Source organism: Gluconobacter sp. ESL1110 (genome assembly GCF_058107395.1).
This window is the reverse complement of the sequence record NZ_JBYLUK010000008.1, coordinates 291,081-307,111: the sequence shown is the minus strand read 5'-3', so window position 1 is coordinate 307,111 and position 16,031 is coordinate 291,081. Positions and strand designations below refer to the sequence as shown.

12 protein-coding genes are annotated in these 16,031 nt (G+C 52.9%); 2 read left to right on the top strand and 10 right to left on the bottom strand.

Going from position 1 to position 16,031, the window contains the following annotated elements; translation table 11 throughout:
* Window positions 1–11: 11 nt before the first annotated feature.
* The 6 genes from AC3B6F_RS10065 to AC3B6F_RS10040 are packed head-to-tail and all read right to left on the bottom strand — an operon-like array spanning window position 12 to window position 6,192.
* Window positions 12–785 carry an ATP-binding cassette domain-containing protein gene (locus tag AC3B6F_RS10065; protein WP_489824246.1) on the bottom strand — a complete coding sequence of 258 codons (774 nt, stop codon included), beginning with the start codon at window positions 783–785 and terminating at the stop codon, window positions 12–14.
* Window positions 782–1,615, bottom strand: coding sequence for an ATP-binding cassette domain-containing protein (locus AC3B6F_RS10060; protein ID WP_489824245.1), 834 nt, complete (start codon window positions 1,613–1,615; stop codon window positions 782–784). Before AC3B6F_RS10060 ends, AC3B6F_RS10065 begins: the two co-directional genes overlap by 4 nt.
* Window positions 1,612–2,445: an ABC transporter permease gene (locus AC3B6F_RS10055; protein WP_489824244.1), complete on the bottom strand. Its 834-nt coding sequence runs from the start codon at window positions 2,443–2,445 to the stop codon at window positions 1,612–1,614. Before AC3B6F_RS10055 ends, AC3B6F_RS10060 begins: the two co-directional genes overlap by 4 nt.
* Entirely contained in the window at window positions 2,442–3,389 is a 948-nt protein-coding gene (locus tag AC3B6F_RS10050; RefSeq protein WP_489824243.1) for an ABC transporter permease, read from the bottom strand. The genes AC3B6F_RS10055 and AC3B6F_RS10050 overlap by 4 nt, the downstream gene beginning before the upstream one ends.
* Window positions 3,386–4,867, bottom strand: a complete 1,482-nt coding sequence (locus tag AC3B6F_RS10045) for an ABC transporter substrate-binding protein (protein WP_489824242.1) — start codon at window positions 4,865–4,867, stop codon at window positions 3,386–3,388. Before AC3B6F_RS10045 ends, AC3B6F_RS10050 begins: the two co-directional genes overlap by 4 nt.
* A complete protein-coding gene (locus tag AC3B6F_RS10040; RefSeq protein WP_489824241.1) occupies window positions 4,864–6,192 on the bottom strand; it encodes an LLM class flavin-dependent oxidoreductase in 1,329 nt (442 codons plus the stop codon). Before AC3B6F_RS10040 ends, AC3B6F_RS10045 begins: the two co-directional genes overlap by 4 nt.
* Before the next feature lie 154 nt (window positions 6,193–6,346).
* Between AC3B6F_RS10040 and AC3B6F_RS10035 the strand changes: the two genes are divergently transcribed.
* A complete protein-coding gene (locus tag AC3B6F_RS10035) occupies window positions 6,347–8,704 on the top strand; it encodes a TonB-dependent receptor (protein WP_489824240.1) in 2,358 nt (785 codons plus the stop codon).
* 45 nt (window positions 8,705–8,749) lie between these two features.
* Here AC3B6F_RS10035 and AC3B6F_RS10030 read toward each other — a convergent pair whose 3' ends face one another.
* From AC3B6F_RS10030 to AC3B6F_RS10015, 4 genes are all read right to left on the bottom strand, one after another.
* Window positions 8,750–11,386, bottom strand: a complete 2,637-nt coding sequence (locus AC3B6F_RS10030; RefSeq protein ID WP_489824239.1) for a TonB-dependent receptor — start codon at window positions 11,384–11,386, stop codon at window positions 8,750–8,752.
* 154 nt (window positions 11,387–11,540) lie between these two features.
* Window positions 11,541–12,620 (bottom strand): IS5 family transposase, encoded by a 1,080-nt coding sequence (locus AC3B6F_RS10025; protein ID WP_489823012.1) that lies wholly within the window; start codon window positions 12,618–12,620, stop codon window positions 11,541–11,543.
* A gap of 215 nt (window positions 12,621–12,835) precedes the next feature.
* A complete protein-coding gene (locus AC3B6F_RS10020; RefSeq protein ID WP_489824238.1) occupies window positions 12,836–13,774 on the bottom strand; it encodes a FecR family protein in 939 nt (312 codons plus the stop codon).
* On the bottom strand, window positions 13,771–14,271 hold the full coding sequence (locus AC3B6F_RS10015; RefSeq protein WP_167347214.1) for an RNA polymerase sigma factor: 501 nt from the start codon (window positions 14,269–14,271) through the stop codon (window positions 13,771–13,773). The genes AC3B6F_RS10020 and AC3B6F_RS10015 overlap by 4 nt, the downstream gene beginning before the upstream one ends.
* A gap of 162 nt (window positions 14,272–14,433) precedes the next feature.
* Here AC3B6F_RS10015 and AC3B6F_RS10010 point away from each other — a divergent pair, with 162 nt between their 5' ends.
* On the top strand, window positions 14,434–16,029 hold the full coding sequence (locus AC3B6F_RS10010) for an alkaline phosphatase D family protein (RefSeq protein WP_489824237.1): 1,596 nt from the start codon (window positions 14,434–14,436) through the stop codon (window positions 16,027–16,029).
* The last annotated feature ends 2 nt before the right edge of the window (window positions 16,030–16,031 follow it).

The following is a 16,031-nucleotide window of genomic DNA, read 5'->3' as shown; positions in this document are numbered from 1 at the left end:
TTCAAATCGTTTCAAAGACTGGCGTCAATCAGGGCGCGGGTCGTGGGATGCTGAGGATGGTCCAGCACTGAGAGGGTTGGGCCGGTTTCCACAATCCGCCCCGCGTCGAGTACGGCAACACGATGAGAAATATGCCGGATAACAGCCAGGTCATGACTGACAAAAACATAGGAAAGACCGTGTCGGCTCTGAAGATCCAACAGCAGGTTCAGCACGACAGCCTGCGTGGAAACATCCAACGCAGAGACCGCCTCATCCGCGATGATGACGGAAGGGCGTGTTACAAGAGCCCGGGCAATGGCAATGCGTTGTCGCTGCCCTCCGGAGAACATTCTTGGATAACGATCAGCCGCATCCTCCGGAAGGGCAACATCTGCCAGAGCCTGCCGAACCCGACGTTCCTTTTCTTCATTGTCCAAGGGCGTCTGATGGAGAGGCTCTTTCACAATCTGCCGTACGGTCTGGCGAGGATCGAGTGCCCCTTGAGGGTCCTGAAAAATCATCTGGATGCTGGGGCGAACGTCTTTCCTGACTTGCCTCCTAGTATCGATCAGGCTCTGCCCCCGGAAGAGGATTTCTCCTTTCTCCGGTCTTACAAGGCCTGTCAAAATACGGGACAGGGTTGATTTTCCACTCCCGGAAGACCCAACAATGCCCAGTGTTTCGCGCTCTGCCACATGAAGGCTGACATCCTGCAGAACGTTTTTTCTGAGGGGAGTAAAAAAGGAGGATTTGTGTGTGGCTACGCTGAACTGAATGTTCTTCGCTTCCAGAAGAATGGTCATGGCTGAATACCTTCAGCGACATCCGAGGGAACAGGAATGTGCGTCAAAGGAGGATGGCCTGTTCCATGCAAAGACATGCTCAGAAGTGAGCGGGTATAAGGATGCTGCGGCCAATCAAAGAGTTGCTCTGTCTCGTTGCTTTCAACAAGGCAACCCTGTTGGAGAACCAGGACGCGCTGTGCGTGACGCCTTATGACACCCAGATCATGGGAAATCATGAGAACGGCCATCCCGTGTTCAACGGAAAGATCCTTCACAAGGTCCATTACGTCTGCTTGCGTTTTGCTATCCAGCGCAGTTGTAAATTCATCGGCAATGAGAAGGACGGGCTTACAGGCAATCGCCATTGCGAGAAGAACGCGCTGACGCTGCCCGCCAGACAAGGCGTGAGGATACGCTTCTGCAGAGATTCCCACACTACTTAGGCCCACGCGATCCAGCAATGTCTGGACGTGCGACGCGATGTCTCGTGATGAAAATGCATTGTGAAGCCTGAGTGTATCACCAATCTGTTGGCCAATACGGCGGATTGGGTTGAGGGCTGTCATGGGCTCCTGAAACACCATGGCGATGCGGCGCCCCCGGAGATCGCGAAAAGTGCGCTCAGAAAGAGCTGCAAGATCCTGCCCTTCAAAAATAATCTGCCCAGAGGTTTTAAAGCCATCCGGTAGCAGTCCTATCAAGGCGTGGGCCAGAGTAGACTTCCCAGATCCAGATTCACCTGTCACAGCGACCGTCTCACCAGGACTGATCGTAAACGACAATGGGTGAAGGATGGATTTTGCTCCGGAGAGAACCGCTAAATCCTGAACAGAAAGGAGTGTCGTCATGGCAGGTGTGCTTCGCTACGGGTAAAAGGGCGCTCAAGAAGATCTCTCAACCCGTCTCCCAACAGGTTGAAGCCAAGAACAAGCACCATGACCGCGATCCCCGGCGCGGCAACCAGGAAAGGATGATCGAAAATATGGACCTGATAGGAGGCCAGCGCTCGCCCAAGATCTGGCAGTGGGGGGGGAGCGCCTAACCCCAGATAGGATAAACCTGCTTCGGACAGGATAGCGAGAGCCAGAGACGTTGAAGCATGAACGATCAGGATTGGCGCGATATTGGGGAGAATATGTCGAACCGTTACAGCTATTGGTCCCAATCCTGCCATGCGCGCGGCTGAGATGTAATCCAGCACAAGAATAGACTGTGCGGCCTGTTTTGTAATGCGGATCTGTGCCGGAATACCGAACAGGGCAATGGCGAGAATCTCACCTGTCGCAGAGGCTCCCCGTAGAGTCACGAGCATAGCAGCAATGAGGATGGGGGGGAATGCCAGCCCAAGATCGGTGGCACTCATGACAGCCCAGCCTCTTTTTCCACCTTGCGTGCCAATAAGCCCCAGAATGGTGCCGGTAATGGTTGCGAGTGTGACGGAAATTACCGCAATGACTGTTGTATTGAAGGCTCCGGTCAGAACATAGCTGGCGAGGTCCCGCCCGAAGGGATCGGTTCCTAGCGGATGAGCGGAAGAGGGCGGAGCATAGCGGTTTGGTATGTCAATGAATGGTGCGTGACCACCATGCCAGACCCAGACAACTGCTGCTGGAAGAAGACAACCAAGAAGCAGGATAATTCCGGCAATCAGGCTATTGGGAAGACGCCTTGAGATCATGCGTCGCCTCCTGCAAGCCGTGGGTCCAGCCAGTGAATGATGACCGAAAGGCACAGGTTCAACACCAGGACACCCGCAACGATCAGCATGACAAGATTTTGCACAACCGGAATGTCTCGCTGATTCACGGCTTCCAGAAGAAGCTTGCCACATCCTGGAATGTTGAACACGTTCTCAACGATGATTGACCCTGTTACGAGAACAGGAAGCTGAATTCCGACCAGCGTCAGAACTGGAATAACCGCATTCGGGATTGCGATCCGCCAGAGAACGCCTTGGCGACTGTAACCTTGGGCACGGGCGGTACGGATAAAGTCCTGTCCCAATGTGTCAATCAGAGATGATCGCATGAATCGTGCAATGATTGCGGCTTGTGGAATCGCAAGAGCGAGTGCCGGTAAGGTGAGGGCACGAAGACCGGAAAAAACGCCGTGGTTCCAACCACTGAATCCCCCTGCAGGAAACCAGTGCAGAGTCAGGGAGAACAGAAAGGTCATCATCATGGCAAGCCAGAAATCCGGGATGGATTTCAGGAACTGAAGCAATACCATAAGCATCAGATCCAGCCGTTTTCCACGGTTGGTCGCTGCGACAGACCCAACGGGCAAACCGATGAGAAGGGCAAGCCCGGTTGCAAAGATAATGAGTGGCAAGGTGCTCTGAAAGCGTTCAAGAATCAACCCGGAAACCGGCACATCATAAACGTAACTCGTGCCCAAATTTCCATGGAAAAGACCGGAAATCCACCGAAAATAACGGGAAGCAGGAGCTGCATCGAGACCAAGCTGATGATGCAGGGCAGCAATGCTTTCAGGACTGGCGTCCAGGCCCAGCATTACGGTCGCGGGATCACTGGGCAGAACAGTGAGCAGCGCAAAAACGATTACGCTGGCAACAGCCAGCACAGCAAGCCGCCCGAAGAAAGTTTGAGCAAAACCGGTCATCGTGGCTCCCAGAATACATCAGCCATGGGGCAGGCCGCGATCTGCTGATCCGTCCAGAGACCTGATATATGGCGGTTCATGACCGTGTCCCGAGGGCGGGAATACAGGAAAACATTGGGTTCATCCTGTGCAAGGCGATCTTGCATGGCAACTGACAAACGATGTCTCTCTTCAGGGTTTTCTGTTGCCTCGTACTGCTCGAAAAGACTGTGGAACACCGGATTTCTATAATGAAAATATATGGTGTCGCGGTCATAGATACCAATGTCATGAGGCTCGGTATGAGCAATGACCGTCATGTCAAATTTGCCCTGCCCGAAAACCTGCCCGAGCCATGCTGGCCATTCGAGAGGCTGTAATGTCACGATTAGACCGATCTGTTCGAGATAGGCTGCGACAATTTCGCTGGTATCCCGCGCATAAGTAATGGGTGGGTAGGAAAGGGTAATCTGCGTACCCGGTCGGACCCCAGCCTCTTTTAGCAGTTCGCGAGCATGTTCGGGATTATAAGGATAACGGTCAGGAAGCGCGACATAATCTGGGTCATTAGGCGCCATATGCGATTGCAGAACCGTGCCCTCGCCATCAGCCCCAGCCTGAACAAGCGCATTACGATCAATGGCGTATGCAATTGCCTGGCGAACCCGAATGTCATGAAACGGCTTGCGGGCATTATTGAGAGCGAGAATGGCCTTAAAGGGGAAGGTGCCACGAACAATCCGAATGCTCGGATGATCTATAAATCGACTCAAAATTTCCGGCGCAGGGAAGGACGGGTAAGCATCCAGTTCCCCGGCGAGAAGGGCATTACTCGCAGCAAGAGGATCAGGCATGAACCGGAACGTTACTGTTTTCAGAAAAGGTGCTTTCCCCCAGTAGTCCGGATTGCGTTCCAAGGTGACATGGTCGCCGCGCTGCCACTCTTCAAACCTGAAGGGCCCTGTTCCAACCGGGTTACTGACATTGCTGCCTGAAGATGCCGGTGACAGGATGGACGCGTCATTCCATGCTAGTTCGTAGGCAAAACTGCCATGAGGTTTTTTCAGCGTCACATCCGCATGCGCGGGGTCCGGGCAGACGACATCGACGATATTTGTGAAAACGGTTCGATCCGGATTTGTGCTATTTGCAGCACCCGCACGAAGAAGCGAAAAACGGACGTTCTCGCACGTAAGGGGCGATCCATCATGGAAGCGAACATTGTCCTGCAAGGTGAAATGATACACACGTCCGTCGTCTGAAACCGTCCATTTCCGGGCCAGAAGAGGTTGAACGTGACCTTCACGATCCAGTCGTGTCAGTCCTTCATAGATATTGTTGTATGTGATCGTTCCAACCGCCTCACTTGGCGTGCGGGTTGGGTCCAGACCAGGCGGCTCAATAGAAACGCCAATACTCATGGTATCGCGCGGGGCAGCCAAAGCTGGCAATGCCAGCCCGAGGCTCGCTACGGCAATCAGAATGAAAGACGGTTTCATGGGGTCTCGCCGGGAGCCGGTCGTTTTAGTCCCAGATGCTCACGCAGGGTCGTGCCTTCATAGGCGGTACGGAACAGACCTCGGCGCTGTAGTTCAGGCACAACATGATCCACAAACAGTTCCAAACTCTGCGGCAGAATAGGGGGCATGACGTTAAAGCCATCAGCTGCGCCTTCCACAAACCACTCTTCCAGTTGATCTGCAATCTCCTTCGGACCGCCATAAATGGACCAGTGTCCGCGAGCACCGCTGACTTCCAGATACAGGTCACGCAATGTCATGTTCCGCCGCTTCGCCATCTCAACCAGAAGCGTTTGACGGCTGCGGTTTCCGTTGAAGTCTGCAGGCGCCTCTGGGAGGGGGGCGTCGAGAGGCAACCCACGAAGATCAGTGCCTGTCATTCCCCCCAGAAGAAACAGACCAACATCCGGATGCGTGAGATCATCGAGTTGTGCTCGAAGATCCTCAGCCTCCATCTGTGTCCGCCCTACCAGAGGATAGACGCCCGGCATGACTTTCAGAGATGCAGGATCGCGACCAAGATCCCGCATCCGACGATGCAGATCGAGACGAAATACCTTTGCTTCTTCAAGAGTCTGCTGCGCCGTGAAAACCATTTCGGCGGTCTCAGCAGCAAGCTGACGGCCAGGCTCAGACGATCCCGCCTGAACCAGAACAGGCCGGCCCTGCGGAGAACGTGGAATATCTATCTGACCTGCGGCCGTGAGAAATTCCCCCTTGAAATCAAAGGGGCGACGACCTTCGGGCCTGAAGAACTCTCCATTCTCTATGTCTCTCTGGAAGGCGTCGTCATCCCAGCTATCCCAGAAATTCTGCACAATCTGGGCGAATTCGCGAGCCTGCTGATAGCGATCTGCGTGAGGCACGTGGCTTGGGTGTCCGTAATGAATGGACTCTTTCACGTTCGCAGTCGTGACAAGGTTCCATCCTGCGCGTCCGCCACTAATCTGATCAAGGGACAGAAACTGTCGAGCCAGATGATAGGGTACCGAATAGGTCGTGCTGACGGTGCCGATCAGGCCGATCCTGTTCGTTGTGGCTGCGAGAGCAGCAAGAAGAGTTAAAGGCTCAAAAGACGCCGCGTAGGTCATACGGCGGAAACCGTCGATGGTGGCTTCGTCGATGGAGCTTGTAAAATCAGCGATAAACACAGCATCGAAGAGTCCGCGCTCAGCAAGAAGTGCCTGTTCGAGCTGCCGCTGAAAGTTGCTGCCAGCGTCCGGAGCTGAGCCGGGATGGCGCCAGGCTGCCGCATGATGGCCGGTTGGGAGAAGGAATGCGGCGAGTTTCATCTGGGAAGCCATGGGTGTTCGATCTCTTGTCTTTGTCTCGGTCAGAAATACAAAAAAATGTTGCGTTCACAGCATAACCTGTTGTGAATCGTTTTTCTATCCCTTAAACGCTATCCGATAGTTGTTTTATATAACAACGATAATTATTAGTTGTTAGGCGGAACCGATGCACGACGTTCACACTGCTCCGTACCGCAGAAATGCCCTCCTTGTCCGTGGGCGAACTGCTCTTGTCTCTACGGTAGCACTGCTACCGCTCTGGAGTATTGCAGCATATGCGGAAGATAGCGCTCCAGCCAAAAAGCCAGCGCAGGTTAATACGCGAAAAGGGGAGCCTCTCTCCTCTAAAATCACTCATGTGCGTCCGGCATCGAAACCGCAGACTCATGAGGCATCCCGTGTGGAGAACGTCGTCGTAACGTCTGAACGTAAGGCCGACAGTCCACAGAATATCGGAACATCCATCAGCGTTATTTCAGCAAAAATGCTGGAAAATCGCAACATTAACAATGTGTTTGATCTGCAATACGCAACGCCATCGCTACAGATACAGCCATCTTATGGCAGTGGGCAGTTCACTTATACCATTCGCGGGGTTGGCTTTAATAACTATTCCAGCAATAATTCTCCAACAGTTGGTATCTATATTGATGAAGTTGCCAATCCTGTTCCGTTCGGAATCAATGGCATGATGTTTGACATGCAGCGCGTGGAAGTGTTGCGTGGACCACAAGGAACGCTATATGGTCGAAATACCACAGGTGGTGCGATCAATTACATCACCAATAAGCCGACTGACAAGCTAACAGGGGGTGTTTCTGCCCAGTATGGTCGCTTCGATAGCGCGAAGATTGATGGTTATATTTCCGGCCCTATCAACGACAAACTCAAGTTCCGTCTTTCCGGTGAGACGCAGCAGGGTGGTGCCTGGCAATATAATCCGGAAGCAAAGGCCCATCTTGGAAATGTTGATCGTGGTGCCGCACGGCTTCTGGTGGATTATGCGCCATCAGAGAGTTGGAAAGTGGAATGGAACCTGCATGGAAGCCGCGATCGCTCCGATGGAACGGGTCCCTATGCCTGGCGTCCCATTACCAGCCTGAGTGCGACCAATCCGATGCCTGCGTCTGCCAGCCGCTACAATACGCGTTGGGGCACGTCGGCACAGTTTGCCAAGGAAACGGGTCTAACGCCGGATCAGAAGCCCTACAGCCATATTGATACCGGGGGCAGCAGCCTGCGGATCGAGAAGCATCTGAGGGATTTCACGATCACAAATCTGGCCAGCTATGATTACATGCAGCGCAATGAATACGATAATTTCGATGATTCATCGCTTTCGCTCGCCGATGTAAAATTTAATACGCGTGCCAGTGTCGTCTCGGATGAACTGCGCTTCTCATCGAATACGACTGGGCGTCTTCACTGGATTGGCGGTATTTATTATGGTTATCAGTGGCTGAATGACCGGTATCAGTCGGGTTTTGAGGCGCTTTACAACACCGATGGCGATGTCCGTTACTCACAGACAGTCAATACCATCAGCGGCTTCGGCCAGGTCACATATGATCTGACGTCTAAATTGCAGTTGGTTGGTGGTTTGCGGATCGAGCATGAGAAGCGCACCCTGGATAATGTTTATGCCCATTATCTCGTCAACGGCGTTGTGACCAATCCTCAGAACACAGTCGCGCAACAGGGCCAGTCCTATACGCTGCCATCTGCCAAATTTAGTGTTCAGTATCATCCGTTCAGTCATGACATGGCCTATTTCACCTTCAGTAAAGGTGTAAAGTCGGGCGGTTTTACAGTGTATAACTCTTCTGACGTCACGCAGATGACAAATCCGTTCAAACCGGAGCAACTTTATGCGTTCGAAGTGGGAAACAAGTTGATCCTTCCGCGCTATAATCTTCGGATCAATGCGGATTTCTTCTACTACGACTATTTTGATCGCCAAGTGCAATCGATTGCTTATAGCCCGACGACGGGTTCTGCGATCGGGTTGTTCGTCAATGCCCCGCGTTCACATATGTTTGGTGGTGAGTACGAAGTGGAATGGTCACCGATACCAGGTCTGCGCGTAGCCCAGTCTGGAGCGTATGTTGAAGGGGCCTATGATGAATTCAGCGCCGTTACGAGTTCAAAGAAGGTCAACGGTGTCTGGGTAGGAGTGAAACAGGATGTTTCTGGCCGGAGTGTGGAAGTCCCACATTTTACGGCTAATGGCTCTGTCGATTATACGTGGCGCCTTGGCCGGTATGACCTTGTTTCTGGTGTGGATTACAGCCTTCGCACGACAAGCACTGCGCTTAACGATGCAAATACCATTCCAGGTTACACCCTGTGGGGCGGGTATATTTCTTTCGCCCCCCGTAAAGGACACTGGAAGATCGAAGGCATTGGTCGAAACATCACAAACAAGCATTACGATGTGACACGAGGTTATTTCGTTGGGGGCGATAACATCGCCGTCGCAGGACGTCCGGCTACATGGGAAGTTCGGGTTCGGGCAGATTTCTGAACAGCAAGGGGATGGCGTAAAAAAAGCCATCCCCCCAAGTCAACTTCAGAAAGACGCAGCCACCGTACCAAAGAACATGCGTGGTGGTGTCGGGTATCCGACATAGGTTGAGCCATCGCCTGCCGTAATTGTTGACCAGGACCGGGTGTTCGTCAGGTTGCTGACGTTGAACTGCAGTTTAAGGCTCTGCATGTGAGGAATGTGCTTGAATGTATAGCCAGAGCTGAATCCAAGCTGGAAACGGGGCGGAACCATGATGCTGTTGGTGATCGTTCCAGGTCGTACGCCCATATAGGTACCAAAAAGCTGGGCATTGAATCCTGCCTGATTATAATTGATTGCAAACTTGTCGGACCAAACAGGAATAGCAGGGACTTTCTCGCCTTTTGTGGCGTAAAGCGTAGAACCATCCATGAAATCACTGCCGTAAATGCTGCTTACATAGGACACAGCATCATAAACGGAGAAGTGTTGACCAAAGCGCAGAGTGAAAGACAGATCCATACCATTGGTCGAAACGCTGCCCAGATTGGCTACCGTGCCGCCAACGCCTGAAATACCTTGATTGGGTGGTTTGATTGCCCCCAGTCGATTGAAGAAATCGACGTGGTAGTATTCAAGCTGTCCACTGATGCCCGTCAATGGCCCGAGGAACAGAGGGCGATTGGTTCGAATGCCCGTTTCATACGTCCAGGATGTTTCGGGTTTTCCAGTCCGTTTGAAGTCTTCAAATGCTTCCTGACTGGTCACAGCCCATGGGGATGTGCTGCCATAGCCTGTCTGGGCGAAGGAATTCATGTTCTCCTGAATATTGGCGAAAAACTGCTCATGTGGCGTAAAATTCCACAAAGCACCAAAAGCAGGAAGGAAAGGCTTGTAGGACGGAATAGTCCCACCCGCGACAGTATGCGTGCTGGTATCGACGATCGTCTTTGCACCCTTGACGGAAGACGCCAGGGATTGCGGCAAAGCAGCAATCGGCAATGTTCCGTTGGTATACACCATTTCGGATTTGAAACCCGCCGTCAGCGTCAGGTGAGGGGTGACTTTCCAGCTATCCTGCAAATGCGTAACGAAAGTGTTGGTGTAGAACGCGTTCATCCATTGTGTGAAAAGTGGGTTGGTCGCGCGCTTGTAAGGCGTCAGTGTGTCTGTCGCTGTCAGAGGATACCATAACCGCCCCTGAGTGTTGTTGTTGCGCTCGTACCAGCCTCCCACTTCGATGTTATGGTGACCGAGGTGATAATGCAGCGTACTGGTCAGGCCGCCACGATAATCTTCATATTCCGTGGTGCGGACGGCAAATCCCGTTCCACCCGTAGCATTCCAGACCTTGGGATCAATTCCGGCGTTGCTATATGTAAACTGACCATTCTTGATGTATTTTGAACCTGTCGGATCAAGATATGTCCCGAGAATGGTTAGAATGGCATTCGTGCGAATGGATGTTGCAACCACGCCCGCGCCATCATCATAGTGGAAATAAAGCTGGTTATCCCAAGTCAGGTTAGGGGAGAACCGATGTGAAATTTTCAAATAGGTGAGGTAATCCGTACGCTGTGCTGCCGAGAAATAGTACTTGTTATTCGGCGTGCCGGGAGCTGCGGATTTTGAAGTCATTAACGGATAATTCGCCATCGCAGCACTCAGATCCGGAAAGAATGCGCCGCGTGCGTAGAGGTCAGTAGGTGCCGTCAGACCCTGTGTGTTTGGTTCGGCCTTGTTCTGCCAGTCAAAATACGCAGTGATCGTCGTATTCTGTCCTTTGTGAACGAATTTTCCGTTTACCTGATAGCCACCTTGGCTATTGCCTTCACCAAGATTCCATGGGCGGGCATCCTGTCGTGAAAAGGAAACATAGGCTGAGTTGCCATTCCCAAAATTTCCGGTATCGAGACGAGCGTAGGTCCGAAATGTGGAATAGCTTCCAAAGGTCTGACGGATGGTTGCCCCGGCTTTTGCTTTGGGATCGCGGGTTGTGAATTCAATTGTTCCGCCCAGATTGCTGGTTGATGCGGTCCCGAGAGCGCCTGCGCCTGAAGATAGGGCCGTTTGACCAATGTTTTCGCTGATGGCAGCCCGCTGCGGGGAGAGGCCGTTATAGTTGCCGTAAGCTCCTGCACCGAGTGGTACACCATCCAGAGTATACCCAAGCTGCGTGTTGGAAAAACCATGAACGTAAATGCTTGAATTCTGTTCGTTATTTCCCCAGGGATCAACGTTTGTGAATGTGACGCCAGGTAGCAGATCAAGAGCCTGCATCGGATTTTGACCAGGCATCATATCCTGCATCTGGTCACCGCTGATACTCAGAACAGATCTTGTTCTGTGGCCCGTAGCAACAATCTGCTCAATATCGTTCGCTTCCCTGACACGAGGGCTGCGTCTTGCCTTGGACGGTCGTTTTGCACCTACTGCGCGCCGGATGATCATGCCACCACCGGGAGCGACTTCAACCGTCAGTCCGCTTCCGCTGAGAAGTTTTTTCGCAGCAGCATCCGGGGTCAATGCGCCACTGACGGAAGGCGCCTGAAGATGTTCGACCAAATCGGGTGAGAAAAGGATGCTCTCTCCCGTCTGTCGGCTCAAGGATTCCAGCGCCTGTGCCATCGGCTGCCGATCAATATGAACATTTGCCGCGCCTGTCGGAGTGGCAATCGCAGTCTGGGTCAGAATGGTCATTCCCACGGTCAGAAGCAAAGCTGGAGGGATCGAAGAACCATCAATTGATGTGCTTGGCCCGTGATTTCTGGGTTTTGGCGATTTGATTGACGGTTCTTTGGGGCGTTTTCTGTTTGCGTTTTGAGCAGATCGAGTGCTGTTTCCCGCTGGATGACTACGCGCTCGCGCTCAATCGTTCGAGGAAGAGAAAGCGGCGCATGTTGTAGACAATATTGGCCAGTCCGATCCTCATGGTGGCCCGGGTGATACCGACAGTTCGGATGAACAGTCCCGTCTGCGATTTCTGATCGGCAAAGACATGCTCGACACGAGATCGGATCACAGACTTTCCTGCATTGGATCTCTGGATATGCCGGGGCATCGGTTTGAGATGCGGTTTTTTTCTGTGAACCTTCGAAACAAATCCCTGCTTTTCCATGAAGTCTTCATTGGCTTTGGAGCGATACGCCGTGTCTGCCCAGACGCTTGAGGCCGTATTGGTGTTATCCAACAGCCCTTCTCGCAATCGCGCACCATCACTGGCGGCGGCATCTGTCGTCTTCCATTTCCGGATGAACCGGAACTTCCTGTCGATGGAGACATGGGACTTGTAGCCAAAGAACGGAATGGCCAGATCCGTTGTGGGGATCGTCCCGTCATCCTGACGCTTCGCCTTCGTGAACTTCAGTGTCCATCGTGCATGACGATCCTTATGCGACAGCTTTGCCGGCTTGTCCTGCCAGTCTTCGGGGGTACGTCCTGCCCGGAGGTCGGCTTTCTCAGCGTTCGTATTGCGCTGCTTTGGAGCGGCTACCAATGTTGCATCCAGGATCTGGCCCGACATCGGCAGATAGCCCGCGTTCCGCAGGGTCGCGTCAAACCGGTCAAACAGTCTTTCAATGGCCCCCGCCTGGGTCAGGCGTTCACGGAACAGCCAGACCGTTTTGGCATCAGGCACACGGTCCGACAGCCTCAGACCTAAAAAGCGCATGAAAGAGAGGCGGTCGTTGATCAGATATTCCGTCCGTTCATCAGACAAATTGTTCAGCGTCTGGATCACCAGGATCTTGAACATCAGTACCGGATCAAACGGCGGACGCCCGCCTTTACTGCCGTCTGAATAGGCCAAAGCCTGCTCCAGATCAGGGCGGAACACTTCAAAATCCACTGTCCGGGAGAACGCTTCGAGCTGATCGCCAAGCCCGCTCAAACGGGCAAGCCGCTCTTCAACATCAAAGAAACCAAGCTGTTTCATAGCGGCATTCCCTCAACCAAAACCAAAGAAAGGGAATCACATAGAAAGCATCAAAAACAGAGAGTTTTTCGAACCCTCCAGCTGCGCGAAGGGGGCACCGGACGTTCACGGCCATGTATTCTCTATCCTGTTGGCGATCGCAAAAAGCGCTCTCCCCAGAAAGACAATGACAATTCAAAAAACCTCAGGACATTACCTGTGTTTTCATGAAACCGTCACAATGGCCGGAGCATATAATGATTGCCTTGTTCTTGCAGTCTGACAGGAAGCAGGCGCGGCAGCATACGCAGAAACATATCGCCTTGAGAGACGAAATAGATCCCGCTCAGCTTGAGGTTTTCCAATGTTGGAGACGTAATGGTGATCTGCCGTGAAGTGTAACGCTGGATCTGGGAAATGGCGTCAGGCAAGGGGGTATTGCGAAAAATGAGCCTACCTGTCTGCCACGAAAGGAGAGATTCCATATTGGGGTAATCGACACTTACCCGCCCGTTCTGGAAAATCCTTAATCGCTGACCGGTTTTTATCCAGACATCATTTGAAGCCCCCCCACCTGTGCTCAAAAGGATCTGCCCCCGAACTGCGGTAATGTCAGTACAGGCACTGTCTGTGCGGATATTCGTCGATGTCTGTTCTGGCAAATGAACCGTAATGTTCCGGGCTGACAGATGAAATTCCTTTCGATGACCAGGCGAAAGGAGAATTTGTCCCTTATCCAGTCTCGCCCGACTGCCATCTTCAGACAGAACCATCCGGCTTCCGGAATCCAGTAGGCAGGAACCGTAATCTGGCAAAGGCACTCGCAACGTGTGACCGACAGAGGTTTGCAGAATACGGGAAGCCTTTGCACTTTTGTTCACGGGAAGCAAAGTAACCGTCCCCAAAGAGGCAAGAGCCAGCAAAAGGCGCCGTCGAATTTGGCTCTGTGGTACAGATGGAACCTCGACAGTTTGCAGAATGTCTTTTGTCTGTACCCCGCCGCCAAGCTCCCAATAGTCTGTCAGAAGCTCCACGGCATCCGCTCTGCAGGCGTCGCCGCGCATCCATTGAACAAACTCGGCGCGATCATTTTCAGTGCAATCATCTGCGTGCAGACGCGCGATCCATTCTGCAGCACGCTCCCGTGTGGCGAGTATATTTTCAGAGGGGATCACTGGTCCATCCATGAAGAAAGAAAGACGAGCGCCTTGGCGATATGTTTTTCCACGCTGCTTTCGCTAACGCCCAGGGTAACGGCAATCTCTCGATATTTCATTTTTTCAACACGGTTGAGCAAAAATGCCTGCCGCGTCCTTTCAGGAAGCTGGCGGCACCCTTCGTGAAACCGCGTCATTCTTTGAGATGCTGCATAAGCTTCTTCCTGAGAAGGCGCAGGATCATGCAACTCCAGGATCTGATCCTGTTCTCCAGTGGTGGAAACAGTGCTGGAAGATGCTTTTTTCAGATCATTCAAATGAAGATTAAAGGCGCTTCGGGTAATATAGGCTTCCGGATGGGTGACCTGTCCCTGTGAGCGTTCATAGTAATTCGCAAGGGCAGTTTGCAGGTGATCTTCAGCATCATCACGGTGCGTGAAAGTTCTGATGCGTCGGCGCAGACGCAACCATTCCTGCTGACAGGGAAACCAGTTTTCCGCCAAGGATCGTCTCATTCATTCTGAAGGATGGACAGCGTGCGGCGATGCATTACGGAATTTACGACGTCAGGTCTGTGACAGTTTCATGAAGAACGCGGGCAGGGCATGGGCAAACGGGGCGATCCGCTGTCTTGAGTGAACACACATCTGCTCGACCTCAGCGAAAGACTCTGAACGATGTTTTTGAACCGTAGACGCGTACTGACCGGCCTTGGAGCGGGTCTTCTGTTCACCTACCGTCTCAGGCAGCTTTCTGCTGCCGCCCCCCATAATCTGGACAAGAAACCCACGTTTGGCGTGTCCCCATTCCAACTGGGCGTGGCGTCCGGCGATCCTGCAACAGACGGTTTTGTCATCTGGACGCGCCTTGCGCCCCGTCCCATGGAAGAAGCGGGAGGAATGACGCATCTGAAACCTGTTCTGGTGGATTGGGACATCAGCGAAGATCCAAAATTCTCAACGGTTCTTCGCACAGGACAAACCATCGCTCATCCTGAACTGGCGCATTCCGTGCATGTTGAGGTCGAAGGATTGCAGCCTGATCGGCCATACTGGTATCGCTTCCGCATCGCAGGCCATGAAAGCGCGATTGGCCGTGGGCGGACGCTGCCTCTGCCGGGTGCTGAGGTCCAGCGTCTCCGGTTTGTGGCGGCAGGCTGTCAGCATTATGAGTTCGGGTATTATTCCGCATGGCGCGCCATCGCGAATGAGAACGTCGATTTTATCTTCCATTACGGCGATTACATTTACGAAGGTGCAGACATCGGCGCTGGCGTTCACACGGTTTACGGCAAGCCCTTTACGGCAGTTCGCCGCCATTTCGGTCCGGAAATCTACTCTCTGGACGAATACCGCCGGCGCTATGCCCAGTATAAGATGGACCCCGATCTTCAGGCTGCACATGCTGCCGCACCATGGCTCGTCAGCTTTGACGATCATGAAGTGGATAACAACTGGGCCGGAGACACAGATCAGGACGGGACCCCGCCGGACCTCTTCCGCCTGCGTCGCGCTGCAGCCATGCAGGCCTATTACGAGAATATGCCGTTACGCGCGAGTTCTTTACCAGATGGGAGCCACATGCAGATATACCGAAGCTTCCGCTTTGGTGATCTGATGAACACGTTCGTTCTGGATACACGCCAGTACCGTAGCGATCAGGTCTATGGTGACAAAGATGTACCGCAAGGTGCGGATGTGTGGTCACCAGAACGCACGATGATGGGCACTCAGCAGGAAGAATGGCTCTTCAATGGGCTAAGCAAGTCCGACACACACTGGAACTTGTTGGCCCATCAGGTCATGGTCATGGATCTCGCTCACCGGAAATCAGCCCATTCCGAACTGCTTTACAGCATGGATCAGTGGTCAGGTTATATGTACAGCCGCAACCGGCTGCTTCAGTTCATCGGGGATCACTGTCCCGGAAATGTCGTCAACGTTACGGGCGATGCGCATCGGCATTACGCGGGTAATCTCGTTCTTGACCCTGACAAACAGAAACCGGTTTCTGTTGAGTTCCTGGCGACGTCCATCTCGTCAGGTGGCGATGGTATCGGCGATAATGATGCACACAGCCAGTCCGTTCGTCGTGAAAACCCGCATCTTAAGGCTACGACTGACAAACGTGGCTATGTCATCTGTGATGTGGGTCGGGATATCTGGCGTGCAGATCTCAAAACGCTGGATCAGGTCAGCAACCATGATGGACAGCTTTCCACCTATGCGAGCTTTGCAATGGAGCGTGGTCGTCCAGGTCTTGAAAAAGCCTGAGA

Excerpts from the sequence above, each read along its gene's own strand:
- AC3B6F_RS10025 (WP_489823012.1), bottom strand. The coding sequence starts at position 12,620 with ATGAAACAGCTTGGTTTCTTTGATGTTGAAGAGCGGCTTGCCCGTTTG.
- AC3B6F_RS10040 (WP_489824241.1), bottom strand. The coding sequence starts at position 6,192 with ATGGCTTCCCAGATGAAACTCGCCGCATTCCTTCTCCCAACCGGCCAT.
- AC3B6F_RS10055 (WP_489824244.1), bottom strand. The coding sequence starts at position 2,445 with ATGATCTCAAGGCGTCTTCCCAATAGCCTGATTGCCGGAATTATCCTG.
- AC3B6F_RS10035 (WP_489824240.1), top strand. The coding sequence starts at position 6,347 with ATGCACGACGTTCACACTGCTCCGTACCGCAGAAATGCCCTCCTTGTC.
- AC3B6F_RS10030 (WP_489824239.1), bottom strand. The coding sequence starts at position 11,386 with ATGACCATTCTGACCCAGACTGCGATTGCCACTCCGACAGGCGCGGCA.
- AC3B6F_RS10010 (WP_489824237.1), top strand. The coding sequence starts at position 14,434 with ATGTTTTTGAACCGTAGACGCGTACTGACCGGCCTTGGAGCGGGTCTT.
- AC3B6F_RS10050 (WP_489824243.1), bottom strand. The coding sequence starts at position 3,389 with ATGACCGGTTTTGCTCAAACTTTCTTCGGGCGGCTTGCTGTGCTGGCT.
- AC3B6F_RS10060 (WP_489824245.1), bottom strand. The coding sequence starts at position 1,615 with ATGACGACACTCCTTTCTGTTCAGGATTTAGCGGTTCTCTCCGGAGCA.
- AC3B6F_RS10045 (WP_489824242.1), bottom strand. The coding sequence starts at position 4,867 with ATGAAACCGTCTTTCATTCTGATTGCCGTAGCGAGCCTCGGGCTGGCA.
- AC3B6F_RS10065 (WP_489824246.1), bottom strand. The coding sequence starts at position 785 with ATGACCATTCTTCTGGAAGCGAAGAACATTCAGTTCAGCGTAGCCACA.
- AC3B6F_RS10015 (WP_167347214.1), bottom strand. The coding sequence starts at position 14,271 with ATGAGACGATCCTTGGCGGAAAACTGGTTTCCCTGTCAGCAGGAATGG.